The 13,761-nt window shown below is 40.9% G+C and carries 13 protein-coding genes; 3 read left to right on the forward strand and 10 right to left on the reverse strand.

All coding sequences use genetic code 11. From position 1 onward, the window contains the following. Position 1: 1 nt before the first annotated feature. The 8 genes from C1721_RS10565 to C1721_RS10600 form a co-directional block, all read right to left on the reverse strand. Positions 2-967, reverse strand: a complete 966-nt coding sequence (locus C1721_RS10565) for a GNAT family N-acetyltransferase (RefSeq protein WP_102408311.1) — start codon at positions 965-967, stop codon at positions 2-4. A 14-nt stretch (positions 968-981) separates the two neighbouring features. Beyond that, entirely contained in the window at positions 982-2,049 is a 1,068-nt protein-coding gene (gene recA / locus C1721_RS10570; RefSeq protein ID WP_262497550.1) for a recombinase RecA, read from the reverse strand. Positions 2,050-2,056: 7 nt separating this feature from the next. Further along, complete coding sequence (gene bcp / locus C1721_RS10575; RefSeq protein WP_102408312.1) at positions 2,057-2,515, reverse strand: thioredoxin-dependent thiol peroxidase; 459 nt, start codon at positions 2,513-2,515, stop codon at positions 2,057-2,059. Positions 2,516-2,523: 8 nt separating this feature from the next. Then, on the reverse strand, positions 2,524-3,363 hold the full coding sequence (locus C1721_RS10580) for a class I SAM-dependent methyltransferase (RefSeq protein ID WP_102408313.1): 840 nt from the start codon (positions 3,361-3,363) through the stop codon (positions 2,524-2,526). 2 nt (positions 3,364-3,365) lie between these two features. Next, positions 3,366-4,562, reverse strand: a complete 1,197-nt coding sequence (locus tag C1721_RS10585; RefSeq protein ID WP_102408314.1) for a saccharopine dehydrogenase family protein — start codon at positions 4,560-4,562, stop codon at positions 3,366-3,368. 202 nt (positions 4,563-4,764) lie between these two features. Then, the gene (locus C1721_RS10590; RefSeq protein ID WP_234347413.1) at positions 4,765-5,154 is read right to left on the reverse strand and encodes a HepT-like ribonuclease domain-containing protein; all 390 of its coding nucleotides are present in this window, start codon (positions 5,152-5,154) and stop codon (positions 4,765-4,767) included. Next, a complete protein-coding gene (locus tag C1721_RS10595) occupies positions 5,132-5,431 on the reverse strand; it encodes a nucleotidyltransferase family protein (protein WP_102408316.1) in 300 nt (99 codons plus the stop codon). Before C1721_RS10595 ends, C1721_RS10590 begins: the two co-directional genes overlap by 23 nt. A gap of 72 nt (positions 5,432-5,503) precedes the next feature. Further along, the gene (locus C1721_RS10600; protein ID WP_102408317.1) at positions 5,504-6,118 is read right to left on the reverse strand and encodes an HU family DNA-binding protein; all 615 of its coding nucleotides are present in this window, start codon (positions 6,116-6,118) and stop codon (positions 5,504-5,506) included. 249 nt (positions 6,119-6,367) lie between these two features. Between C1721_RS10600 and C1721_RS10605 the strand changes: the two genes are divergently transcribed. The 3 genes from C1721_RS10605 to C1721_RS10615 are packed head-to-tail and all read left to right on the forward strand — an operon-like array spanning position 6,368 to position 9,817. Then, positions 6,368-7,390 carry a DUF1848 domain-containing protein gene (locus C1721_RS10605; RefSeq protein ID WP_102408318.1) on the forward strand — a complete coding sequence of 341 codons (1,023 nt, stop codon included), beginning with the start codon at positions 6,368-6,370 and terminating at the stop codon, positions 7,388-7,390. Between the two features lie 19 nt (positions 7,391-7,409). Beyond that, positions 7,410-8,633, forward strand: coding sequence for a tetratricopeptide repeat protein (locus tag C1721_RS10610; protein WP_159063575.1), 1,224 nt, complete (start codon positions 7,410-7,412; stop codon positions 8,631-8,633). Beyond that, the gene (locus C1721_RS10615; RefSeq protein ID WP_102408320.1) at positions 8,630-9,817 is read left to right on the forward strand and encodes a THUMP-like domain-containing protein; all 1,188 of its coding nucleotides are present in this window, start codon (positions 8,630-8,632) and stop codon (positions 9,815-9,817) included. The genes C1721_RS10610 and C1721_RS10615 overlap by 4 nt, the downstream gene beginning before the upstream one ends. Before the next feature lie 48 nt (positions 9,818-9,865). On the opposite strand, the gene C1721_RS10620 is transcribed toward C1721_RS10615, so the two are convergent. Then, positions 9,866-10,696 (reverse strand): hypothetical protein, encoded by an 831-nt coding sequence (locus C1721_RS10620; protein ID WP_102408321.1) that lies wholly within the window; start codon positions 10,694-10,696, stop codon positions 9,866-9,868. A 39-nt stretch (positions 10,697-10,735) separates the two neighbouring features. Further along, positions 10,736-13,654 (reverse strand): ATP-binding cassette domain-containing protein, encoded by a 2,919-nt coding sequence (locus tag C1721_RS10625; RefSeq protein WP_102408322.1) that lies wholly within the window; start codon positions 13,652-13,654, stop codon positions 10,736-10,738. Between the last annotated feature and the right edge of the window lie 107 nt (positions 13,655-13,761).

Consider the following 13,761-nt stretch of genomic DNA (forward strand, 5'->3'; position numbering starts at 1 on the left):
CCTATATTTGTTTCATTATCATTCGTCTTGCTTTTAGCCAAGCTCTGTATAATAAACTCAATTTTCCTTTGGTTATTGTAAAGAATGGTGTTTGTATTGCTCCGAATTCCCTGAAGAACTGTTCTACACCTGGAATCATTGAACCTTCAAAATCAAACTGGCAACAAATATCTTTTAAGTATTGTATGACTTCCCATAGTACTAATGTGTGTGCTCCGGAGTTCCTTAGGGTTGGATCACCACCGGCCGCAATGCACCACGCGGAGCTTTTCTGCCATACAACAAATACTGCCGCATGTAACCTCCCTTCTTCGTCATATCCGCCCCATAAATCGCCTTGCCCCCGTTCGCGACATATGGAAATAAGGGCTTTTAATGTCTCAACCTGAGGAGGCAAAGATATTTTCTGCCTTTTAAAAGTTAAGGCATAAACCTTTAGAAAATCTTCCGTTGAAATTCCCTTACGTACAGTTATCTTACGCTTTTCCTGGGCTTTCCGTATATTCCCGCGTGCATTGGAACTCATGTTCTCCCATAGCAGGGCGGTGTTGCTTATATCTTTTAATATATAAGTGTACCGGGTTGTTTGTTTGTAACCGGCCCAATAGAAGGGAAGCCAATCGGTTACTTCATAGTTGAAATTCTGTAGGAAATGCGGGTAGGCCTGTAATGCTTTCGTAAATATCTTACATAAACTTTGGCGTCTTCCCAGTTCGGTAGTATATTTCGTATTTCCCGATACCGGAGCAAACCACGGCCCCATCGTTTGTGTATAAGGCGGCATGGATATAATGCCGCGATATGGAATATAAAAGGGCAGTGCTGCCTGCATCCGCCCCTTTTGTTCTATTAATAAGACATCCCAGTTTGCTTCACCGCAGACCGTATCCAGCCACCAATCTCTAGAGAAAATGGGAATACTTTCTTCTGTATTGCAAAGCAAACGGTATTTGTCTTTATTATTCACGTGCTGTTATTTTGTTATCCTTTCAAAGCTTCGAATATCAAGCCGGACAGTTCTTCTGCCAATTCCGGGTTGTCGGCAATACATTGCTTGGCCGCGTCGCGACCTTGTCCCAGCTTGGTATCATTGTAACTGTACCATGAGCCGCTTTTCTTGATAATATTCAGTTCTGCTCCCAAATCGATAATCTCGCCGGCTTTAGAGATTCCTTCACCAAACATAATATCGAATTCTGCTTTCCTGAATGGAGGAGCAACCTTATTTTTAACGATCTTTACACGAACCTGGTTTCCTTTGATTTCATCTCCGTCTTTCAGTTTGCCGATACCACGTATGTCCAGACGTACGGAAGCATAAAACTTCAGTGCATTACCTCCTGTTGTAGTTTCCGGATTGCCAAACATTACACCAATCTTATCACGTAATTGGTTGATGAAAATACAAGTCGTATTTGTTTTGCTGATAGCACCGGTCAGTTTACGCAATGCCTGAGACATCAAACGAGCCTGTAATCCCATTTTGCTGTCGCCCATATCTCCCTCTATTTCAGCTTTAGGGGTAAGAGCGGCAACAGAGTCGATAACGATAATATCTACGGCGGAAGACCGGATTAACTGCTCTGCTATTTCCAAAGCCTGCTCTCCGTTGTCCGGTTGAGAAATCCATAAGTTCTCAACATCTACACCTAGTTTTTCAGCATAGAAGCGGTCGAAAGCATGTTCTGCATCAATAAAGGCAGCAATGCCACCGGCCTTCTGTGCCTCTGCAATTGCATGGATCGCAAGTGTCGTTTTACCGGAAGATTCCGGACCGTATATTTCAATTACACGACCTCTGGGGTAACCGCCAACGCCCAATGCCGCATTCAAAGCAATGGAACCTGTTGGAATTACTTCTACATTTTCTATACTTTCTTCGCCCAGCTTCATGATAGAACCTTTACCAAAGTTCTTCTCTATCTTGTCCATTGCTGCGCGAAGAGCCTTTAATTTGTCTGCATTCGGTGTTGGTTTGCCTGAGGCATTAGCACCTTTCTCAAACTCAATCTGAGTTTCTTTCTCTTTTTCTTGTTCTTCTTTTGCCATTCCTTATTTACAGATTAAGGATTTGATTTGCATGGTCTTTTGTTTTAACCTCCTTTGGACCGATAATATTGGTTACCACTCCGTTTTCATTAATGATGAAGGTAGTACGTAGCGTCCCCATGTATGTACGCCCATACATTTTCTTTTCTGCCCACACTCCGAATTGTTCCTGAAGTGAAGCATCCGTATCGGCTATCAGGTGGAAAGGCAGGTTTTGTTTGGCAATGAATCCCTGATGAGACTTTGCACTGTCTTTACTTACGCCAATTACTTCGTAACCGGCATCCTGCAATTCTTTGTAGCCGTCCCGCAAGCTGCAAGCTTCTGCCGTGCAACCAGACGTGTTATCTTTGGGATAGAAGTAAAGAGCCAGTTTCTTTCCTTTAAAATCACTTAGCTTTATTTCTTTTCCACCTTGATCTGTTCCTAATATTTCGGGAGCTTTGTCGCCTATTTGTATTGCCATATCTCTATTTATTTTATAGTTAATATAGTAACATCCTGAAAGTCTAAGGGAGCTGTTTCTGTTCCCGACCAACCACCGTGGTGAATAGCCTCTGTTTTCAGTCCGTGTTTGTCCAACATTGCAGACAGATATGATTCGTCGAATGCAATGTTTGCTTCCTTTACTTTTTCATCCATCAGGCTATATCCTTCATATCGGTGACAGAAATTAAACTTAGCTTTACCTTCGCTCATCTGTCTTTCGATGTCGGGATTCAGTAAGAAGAAAGTTGCAAGACATTTACCTGCAGGTTTCATTACGCGTGCTATCTGTCCTAAATAATTGTCTACATCTTCCGGCATCATATGAGTGAATACGGAAGTCAGGACGATACAATCGAACTGCTTGTCTTCGTAAGGAAAAACAAAATGTTTTGCTTCCGCGTCCGTCTTCAAATTATATAAATCATTCTTCAAGTCGATATGTAAGAACTTGAAATTCGGATAATGTGATGATATATGTTTATTGCACCAATCAATACCCTTCTTTACTATATCGAAACCTTCGTATGACCCTTTTTCATTCAGATAGCCGGTCAGAGGTACGGCTAGCCGTCCTATACCGCAACCAATATCGAGTACTCGTCCTTCCGGGGATAGTCCGGCATGTTTAATCAACAGGTCCATTAAATGAAGGCCTTGCTTTTTAAAATCACCCGAACCGATAAACACCATGCCTTTAGGCGGTATCATATTTTCCCTTTTATGCAGAATCGTATCATACAAGTCTACCGGAAAATAATAGATACGTCTGGCCATCAGACGCATGGATGGTGTGAACGAATAGTATAATGTCCTAAGAATACTCATCCTTACAGTTCCAAATCAATATTAAACAGCTCATGCCAAGGCAAGCCCTGTTCGTTTAATTCCTTCATAAATGGGTCCGGATCGAACTCTTCAACGTTCCATACGCCCGGTTTCTTCCATACACCTTGCATGAATAGTTTTGCGCCAATCATGGCCGGTACGCCGGTTGTATAACTTACGCCCTGTGCTCCGGTTTCTTTATAGGCAGCTTCGTGGCTACAGTTATTATATACGTAATAAGTAATATCCTTTCCATCCTTTCCTATACCACGAATACGGCATCCGATGGAAGTTTGTCCCGTATAATTCTCTCCCAGGTCTCCCGGGTTGGGTAACACAGCCTTCAAGAATTGGATTGGTACAATTTCTACGCCATTATACACAATAGGTTTGATACTTGCCATACCTATATTCTGTATTACACGTAGATGAGTCAGATATTCTTGTCCGAAAGTCATCCAGAAGCGAGCGCGCTTAATAGTCGGGAAATTCTTTGTCAGGCTTTCCAGCTCTTCATGGTACATCAGATAAGATTCACGAGGACCTACCTCCGGATAGTTCAGCGGTTTATGTACAGACAACGGATCTGTTTCTTTCCATTCTCCGTCCTCATAGTATTTACCACGCTGGGTGATCTCGCGAATATTGATTTCCGGATTGAAGTTGGTTGCGAATGCTTTATGATGGTCGCCAGCATTGCAGTCTACAATATCCAGATATTGCATCTCCTTAAAATGATGCTTGGCAGCATAAGCGGTATATACACCGGTAACTCCCGGGTCAAAACCGCATCCAAGTATAGCAGTCAAACCGGCTTCTTCAAACCGTTTCTTGTAGGCCCATTGCCAGCTATATTCGTATTTAGCTTCGTCTAGTGGCTCGTAGTTTGCTGTATCCAGGTAACTTACACCATAGGCAAGGCATGCGTCCATAATGGAGAGGTCCTGGTATGGTAAAGCAAGGTTTACTACCAAATCCGGTTTGAAGGAGTTAAACAGAGCAACCAGTTCTTCTACATTATCTGCATTGACCTGTGCTGTTTGGACTTTGACGTTTTTTATGTCGGCGGCTATTTGGTCACACTTGCTTTTAGTACGGCTCGCTACCATAATATCGGTAAATACATCCGCATTCATCGCTATCTTTTTAACAGCAACAGTACTTACGCCTCCGGCACCAATAACTAATACTCTTCCCATTTACTTAAATAGAATTAATCTGATTGTTAATATATACGGTTTCAACAGTAGTAAACCGAATGACAAATATACAATATAATATTTAATATTCGGAGCTTTCCGCGCGAAAGTAAAGAGAATCTTTGTCGTCTTCTTTTTGCGGTATTTATAAAGTGTGCGTCCTTATAATAAAATGTGTTGTTTTGACCTTGAAGCAGACGAATTACCGGTCGATATCTGCAATTATACGCAGGATTGTTTTTTGAAGAACGGGAATATCTTGTTTAATACTTTCGAAAATAACTTCTGCATCAATTTCAAAATAATGGTGAGATATAATGTCTCTCATTCTCATAATGCTTCTCCAATTTACTTCGGGATATTGCACTAATAATTTTTGTCCGGTTATTTTGTCAAGATTCTTAATCATTTCGCCAATAACTTGAAGACGCATACAAACGCTGTCTAATAAATCTATACCGGAAGGTGTTTCGAGGAAATTGTTAACAGAGCTAAGGGATGATGTACGCCTTAGAATATGATTGATGGATGTGTCAATGTCTTTTAATGTGTCAAGAACCCATTCTTTATTATTGTATTGCAATTCCATCATTTTGTATTTCCTTTAGCAGTAATTTATTCATCTTTTCTCTGATCCGTACAAGATCAACAGGGCGTTCTAATAACCTTTCCAGATCGTTTTGGATTTGACCTACAGTAGATAAAGGAGGTATAATACTGGCCTCGTAGAAAATGTCCACATCACTTTCTTCCTTTTGCTCTCCGCGTGCAACAGAACCGAATATTCCCATACGTGAGATACCGTATTTATCGGCATTCTGCTGCATGTAATCTTTTAGGATGGATATGTATTCGGATGTTGTTTTCATGTTCGGAGTTATCTAATATATAGATACAAATATCCAAAATATTTTTGGATTTACCAAACAGTTCAGGCTCTTTTATATGGCCTGTACCAACGTTTCGCCGGCTTTGTATAACGGATGTCGCGGATGGGCTATGTTCTTGATTTTTCCAGCTGTGCGCAACTCCTTTAAACGTCGGTTGGCTGTGGCGGAGGTGAAGCCGCAGAGACGCTGGAATTGAATGCGGTCTAGTGTCTCATGATCGTGGAAATGCAGCAATAACAGTTTGTCTATCTCATTACCTGTCCGTTCGTTGGAGTGGGATTTGTGGCTAATGCGTTCAAACGGAGTGAAACGCAGCTTCTTTTTTAATTCAACTTCCGGACGGAAAGCTACGGATTTGAAACGGACAGATTCCGCTCTGATCTCTTTGGGTGATTCTATATCGGGGCATTCCACTGTCATTTGCAAGTATCCCAGTCCTTCTATATTGACGCGTCTACCTTCCTGTAATTCTTCTACAATTACTTCGGACAGAGAGGTGAGTACGGCACGTATATCTCCCGGAGTCAGCGTACAACGGCTGTGGATGTTGCGGATAAGGTTTTGTGTGGATACTGTTCCGTTGGTAACAATACGGGCATGATAACGTATCCCTTTCTTATTGTTTTTCGGATTTGGATTCTTGTAAAAATCATAATAAGCTGTCATATTAAGTTAGATTTAGTGATAAATTGGTCGTTTTGTCCTGAAAAACTAGTTGGATCACATCTGTGATCTATATAGATCACCTTTGTGATTTGATTGGATCACGGATGTGATCTGTATAAATCACTCTTGTGATCCAATTAGTTTCTCCCTACAAAAATACTACTTTATTTACCCGAAGTCAAATAAATAGCCTTATAAAGCAATAAAAAGATTACTTTTGTAATTGCTACGGTAGAAACAACAATTGGAATGGCATGGAATAAGATAAAAATACGGATAGAAAGCGGAGAGACGGTGGATGCAATAGCGCCTGTTATCGTTTCTGCCAGTCGGGCAACGGACATTCCGGCTTTTTATGCCGATTGGTTTTTCAACCGTTTGCAAAAGGGATATTCAGCCTGGACAAATCCTTTCAATGGCGTTCGTTCGTATGTATCTTATCAAAATGTAAGAATGATTGTATTTTGGTCGAAGAATCCGGCTCCGCTGTTGCCTTATCTGGAGGTACTCAAGCAAAGGGATATCCATTGCTATATCCAGTTTACACTGAATAATTATGAGGATGACGGGCTGGAACCGCATGTGCCGCCTTTGGATGAACGTATAGACACATTTTGCAGGTTGGTGGATGTATTGGGAAAGGGTAAGGTGATCTGGCGTTTTGACCCGCTGATATTATCCGATAAAACAGGAGTGGACGAACTGTTGGAAAAGGTACGTACCATTGGCGACCGGCTGTATGGTTATACGGAAAAACTGGTGTTTAGTTATGCGGATATTTCGGTGTATAAGAAAGTAACGGCAAATCTGGAACGTGAAGGCTTCCGCTTCCGTGAATTTACGCAGGAAGATATGCTTTGTTTTGCTAAGGGAATAAACCGTTTGAATCAAAATTGGGGTTATGAAATAACGACCTGCGCGGAAGAGATCTCTTTGGAAGATGACTATAATATTTATCCTAATAAATGTATAGATGATGATTTGATGATCCGTTACTTTTCATCCGATAAAGCATTGATGGATTATCTGGGTGTACAATATATTCCGGGAGATATGTTTCATCCCGAAGGTAAATATCAAAAAACAAAAAACAATAAAGATAAAGGACAACGCCTGTATTGCGGCTGCATTACCAGTAAAGATATCGGGGAATATAATACTTGCCCGCATCTGTGTGCTTATTGTTATGCTAACAGCTCAAAAGAAAAGGCATTGGCAAACTGGCGTTGCCATCAGAAGAATCCTGTTTCGGAAACGATTACGGGACGGTAAACGAGTAACAAGCAAAGATATGGAAGCTCAGTTGATGATAGAAGAAAATACGGCTTATGCGTATATACTGCGTGCTGTTGGCGAACCGACTTTTGAGAATGTGCGCCAGTTGTCTGTCGACTTTGTGTCCCGGCTAAAGGAAGAAGATAAAGCAGAGATCTATAAACATCTGGATAACGGACGGAGTGTGTTGGATTCGGAAGCGCTTTTGCTTTATTACCTCTATTCGTATGGTAAAATGCACTTGGCCAAATTGCGTTATATATATAGCAGCCTGCCTTCGTCTTTCTGGAATGATAAAGTGGATTTGATAGCTTGGGGATGCGGACAAGGGTTGGAGATAATGGCTTATGGCGATTATTTACGGTCGGAAGGTCTTCATTCCAATTTGTCATCCATAACATTGATTGAGCCTTCGGAACTGGCTTTGCGCCGGGCGGCGTTGCATGCCCGTCTCTTTTTTCCCGATACGGAGATTCGAACGGTCTGTAAATATGCCGGAGATTTGACAGTGGAAGATTTCCCCGAGAAGCGTGTCTCGTTCCATATCTTCTCAAATTTTCTGGATATTGAAGGGCTGGATTTGCCACGGTTAGTGGGTTTGGTTAAATCAATCCAAAGAGGAGGCGATTATTATGCGTGCGTTAGTCCCATCTATGATAGTTGCGGAGGTGGCCATGTTTGTAAGCACACATGCCGCTTGTCTCATTTCACGAAGGAACTTGGAGCCGAAATACTTAATCATTGGTGTAACCGTGAATTGAAATATGATGGAGATAAAGTGTGTACTATTAATTCTCAGTTGCTTTTCCGGCAGACGCTTTCGGAAGAGATACTCCGGCAAATAAAGAAAGCGGAAGAAGGAGATGCAGAAGCCCAATTTGCTATGGGAGCAAACTATGGGAATGGGAATGAGGTTGCTATAGATTACAGGGAGGCTGTTAAATGGTACCGGATGGCGGTGGAACAAGGACATGCCAGTGCTCAGAATAATTTGGGGATTATGTATGAATACGGCCGAAGTGTGGATGTAAATGTTGATGAGGCAGCCCGTTTATATCGTTTGTCTGCCGATCAGGGGAATTCTTATGCATGGGGGAATCTGGCTGATATGTATGAAAATGGCAAAGGTGTAAAGAAAGATATGGAGGAAGCTATACGGTTATATAAGCTTTCTGTCGCACAAGGATATACGTTTGCTCAAGATGCTTTAAAACGTTTAGGAGAGGAGCAGGAAGAATGATGTTAAGCGAAGAACAGAAACGTTTCATTTGTGAACATGCCGCGGATGATCTGTCCCGTTTGTTTTTGTCTGCTTCTAAATATGCAGTTCCCGATGTGCCGTTTCTGATAGAACAGATTGCTTCCCGAAAGCAGATACGGGAAAAACTGCCGTCATGGTATTTGAATCAAGATTTGCTTTTTCCGGCAAAGATTGCGGCAGAGCAGTGTTCGTCGGAGTTGACCGCTTCTTATAAACAGACGTTGGTTAACATTGGCGATCGTTTGTGTGATTTAACCGGAGGATTGGGTATAGATAGTTATTTCTTTTCCCGTAAAGTGAAAGGTGTGACTTATATAGAGCGTTATGCTCCTTATTGTGAAGTGGCAAAGCATAACTTTGGTATTTTAGGAGCCGACAATATAACGGTAATTAATGCGGACATAACGGAGTTCAGGTCGCAACTACCTAAGGTCGATGTCTTTTATATTGACCCTGCCCGTCGTGGAGAAGGGAACAAAAGAGTGTTTGCTTTACAGGATTGCGAACCTGATTTGCCGGACTTGCTTCCTGTTTTATTTGAACGTGCACCGAAGGTAATTGCCAAAATATCGCCTATGGCGGACATTCAGCAAACTTTGGATTTGCTTCCGGGTACAACGGAAGTGCATGTACTGTCCGTAAAGAATGAATGTAAGGAATTGTTGTTTGTGATAGAAAGAGATAAAACGGTTCTTTCCCCTCAGTTGCATTGTATTAATTTCACTGTGGACGGACGGAAGGAACTTTATTCTTTTACATTGCCGGAAGAGCGGGAGGCTTCTTTATGCTTGTCTGATAAAGTGGATTCATACATGTATGAACCGAATGCTTCGTTACTGAAAGCCGGCGCTTTTAAAAGCACTGCTTTACGTTTTGGTTTACGTAAATTGCACGTGAGTAGCCATTTTTATACATCGTCGGAGTTAGTAAGCGGTTTCCCCGGAAGAATATTTTCTGTGGAAGATGTATATCCGTTTAGCGGTAAGCTTTGTAAACAACTCTCTAAACAAGTACCACGAGCCAATATAACTGTCCGTAATTTTCCTTTGTCTGTAGATGAGCTGCGTAAGCGCACCAAAATAGCAGATGGAGGCGATGTATATCTATTTGCTACCACGTTGGCCGGTGGAGAGAAAGTGTTGGTGCAAGGGGTAAAAATATAGAAGCCGGCTGATTCAGCCGGCTTCTATGATGATTGTATAATATATAACTTACTTTAATAAGTTAGCACGCATAGCTTCGATGTCTTTCTGAGCAGCGCGGGCAGCATTCACTGAAACAACCATATCTTTTAACGGTGCTATTGTTTCTCCCAGCTGAGTCAGGTCCGGATAATATTTAGCTAGATCGGCAACAACCTGCTGTAGCGTATCTAAACGTTTAACCATGTTGTCGCTCAAGCCTGCGGTGATTGCATCTCCTTTTACCACTAATCCCGGATTAGCCAGAAGATAAGCATATTCTACAGACATACCGCCTAACAGTTCGATTTCGATGTCTGCTTTGTCATTTTCCATCATAGCATCAATCAGTTTGTCTTCCTGAGCCTTCATAAAAGCATTAACTTCTTCTTTGCTTGCGCCGGCAGGAGCAGACTCTTTCATTATGTCGATAACAAATGGAATATTTAAGTCGGTTGTTAGTTTAACCAATGCGTTTTCCACATCAGTAGTCGGTTTTTTCATTGCTTTCAGAATGTTCAGGTCTGCGAAATACATACCACAAGCACGCGCTTTCTGTGCTTGAGTGGTTAGTTCTGATATTTTGCTAACTGGTAACATAAAGTCGGTGTTGGCAACAGATACTTCAACTTCACCTGTGGCTAATTTGTAAGCCAGGTCAGATTCCGGCATGTCTTTCAGGAACTGAGTAACTTCTACCTTCAATTCTTCAGTAAGCAGGCTCTTTGAAACTTCGCCGGCTATTACGGCATCCTGCTCTGTTTTAGCTTCTGCTTCAGCTTTCTTTGCACTGCTATTACAAGAAGCCATTCCGAATAAAAATGCTGCCACGGTAAGCAGACTTACAAAACTCTTCTTCATGATGTTGTCTATTTTATAATTTTACGTATTGTCAATTTGTTATTCATTGTTTCTGTTGATGTATCTACCCGGAAACTCTGCGAAGATAGATATAATTACCAATAAACCAAAGAGTCCTAACATTAATAAATTAAATGAAAAAGTAGAAAATTGATATCCTGCTACTTTTTTCTCATGGCTATAGAATGGCGCACGTCCCCAGTTATTATCAGGGTTCATATAAATCTGACCGATTTTGGGATATATACGATGGTTTGCCACTTTATAAAACCGTGTTTCCGAAGTGCCCGACACTAATTCTTCAATAGCCGTATTATGGTGCTCTTTCTTTAAGTTGGTAAACCATTCAGAGCCGTTTTTATTGATGATATCTTTTTGTGTCTTATTAAGTAAAGCCGTGTAGTTATCTGATCTTGTGTGTAATGCTTTTTCAACTTTATTCAGATAGTCTTCATAATTTTCTCCGGAAGAGTAAGGCTCTATCTGGGCGGCATGACTTAATACAGGCAATTCGTTTTCTATTGTTTTAATTTTATCTTGTTTGTCATTATCGGATAATGCTATTTGTTGTACTAAGCTACGCACTTCCGGCAAATGAATGTTCTGATAATATTGAGCTAAGAATTTCTCTTTTTCAATGGGAAAAAGTTGTTTGTTATATGCATTATTGCAGAATTGCTCAACGGTGAGAGCCTCAAATGCCCAACGGGAAGGGATTATTTCTCCTATTAACGGGACAATATTCCGGTTTGCTGCTTGTTTGCTTAAATCGTCGAACTTGACAACCAAACCACATAACAGTATTTGCGGAATCAACAAAAGAGGAATTGTAATGTATATGGCTACGATGGAACTTAATGTCTGGGATAATAGCAATCCGGTCAGGTTGGCAAGAAAAGAGGTTGCCCATAACACAATCCACCAGATAAAGAACATTTCCCATCCAATGCCTATTATTGAATTACCTACTACTATGAAAAGCAGACTCTGTAAAGCTGATATACAGAACAAATAGAACATTTTGGAAACAAGATAACTAGGACGGCTTAACCGTAGGAAACGTTCCCTTTTCAGCAATGTCTTGTCTTTTATGATTTCTTCCGCACTTATGCTCATGCCTATAAATGTGGCAACTATGACGGACATAAATATATAGGAAACCAGGTTTTTGTTAGTAAGTAGCGAATAGCCTTCATCCGGTTCATACCGGGTAAGTAAAGCTACTATTATAGCCAGCAAAGGTGCTTCCAATAATGCGATTCCCAAATACTGCTTATTCGTCAGCTTTGTTTTGATATTCCTTTCCAGAAAGATAAGGAACTGTTTCCATACGGAGGGTTTTTGTTGGTTATTCGGAGGTAAAGGCAAAACTTGCGGTTCTTTAAACTCCGGTCGTGACGATAAATATAATTCGTGCCATTCTTTGGCCGTTAGTTTACGGATGTTTGTTTGGTTTCCCGTATCATCAATCTTCTTGGCATCTACAATGTTTAATATTAATTCCGGATTTACATTGCCGCAAGTACTGCATACGCTAATGTCTTGATCCGTGTAATTGGCTACCCGCTTGAAATAAGTGATAGCCTCTATAGGGTTACCATCGTAGATGGGAAAGCCTCCTGTGTCCAACAACCATAATCTGTCGAATAGTTTATATATTTCAGAAGAAGGCTGGTGAATGTTAACTACAACTAACCGTCCACGGTGCGTTTGTTCTTTCAATAGCATCATAACCTTTTCCGAGTCGGAAGAAGACAAGCCGGAAGTCGGCTCATCCAAATAAAGAATAGCCGGTTCACGTATTAACTCCAAGGCAATATTAAGCCGTTTCCGCTGTCCGCCGCTAATTGTTTTTCGTATGGGAGAACCAACAGCTAATGAACAAATCTTTAGTAGATCGAGATCATTGAGGATCGATTTAACCTTAGCTTCAATTTCTTTATCGCTCAGATTTGCAAAGCAGAGTTTGGCGGTGTACCAAAGATTTTGATATACTGTTAATTCTTCTATTAGGAGATCATCCTGCGGGACAAAACCTATCAACCGTTTGCATTCTTCCTCTGTAAGTGAATGTCCATTCAGGCATATAGAACCTTTCTGTGGAATTATATTGCCGTTAAGAATGCTGAGTAATGTAGATTTTCCTACTCCACTGCCGCCCATAATTGCAACCAATTGTCCGGATTCCAGGTTGAAAGAGAAGTTATGCAGTCCGCTTTCACTGTTTTTAAAATAGAAGTCAATATTACGTCCGGTCAGCAGGATACGTTCTTTATGTTTATTACGGTTGAAAGTCTCTTGTACATCGCTGTAATAAATAGGAAGAAACAACGGGCTTTTGATAACACTGCTACGTTGCCAGCTATAAAATATACCGGTAGTGAGCGGTATGTCATTCATGAATACCTGACTGGTTCCGTAATAGGTAAATATCAGCCTGTCGAAGTTCTGCAACAATAGCACGCGTATCTCTCCATCCAGTCCTTTACGTTGTATATGCTTGTCTTTATTGGATGTTTCTCCACTGATGGTAAGGATAGATGGTGAGGAACTTCCGGTTACGAAAGCCAATAATGTATCATATATATACGGCTCAATGTTGAATATTGTTGCAATCTTTTGGAAAATAGATAGATTCTCGTTAAAACCTTCACTGTTACTATGGGCGAACTCCATAAACCGGAGCAATAATAAGAGCTGTTCTTCTGTAATTAGTTTGGGCTTGAGTTGTGTGCATACGTTAATAATGACACTTTCTTTATTAATGTCGAAGTCCGGGTCATTATACATACTTTGCAGTTCCTCGTACAATTCAATGTATTCTTTGTGAGAACGGATACCGAAGTGACTGGACAGATATGTGTTTACAGCTTTACGCGCTTGTTCTGTCCCAATTCTTGCCAGAGAGGCAAAAATGGCAAACAGATTTAATAATCCATTTAGTATTGTTTCATTCATTTAAGTAGAATACTTACAATTTGTATTAAAGCGCTTACAAATATAGGCTATCTGTAAGAATAAGCGTAATAATTCAAATGTTTTTTACTAATGCCTGAATAGGATAT

Origin of the sequence: Parabacteroides bouchesdurhonensis (genome assembly GCF_900186615.1) — a bacterium.
Classification (GTDB): Bacteria; Bacteroidota; Bacteroidia; order Bacteroidales; family Tannerellaceae; genus Parabacteroides; species Parabacteroides bouchesdurhonensis.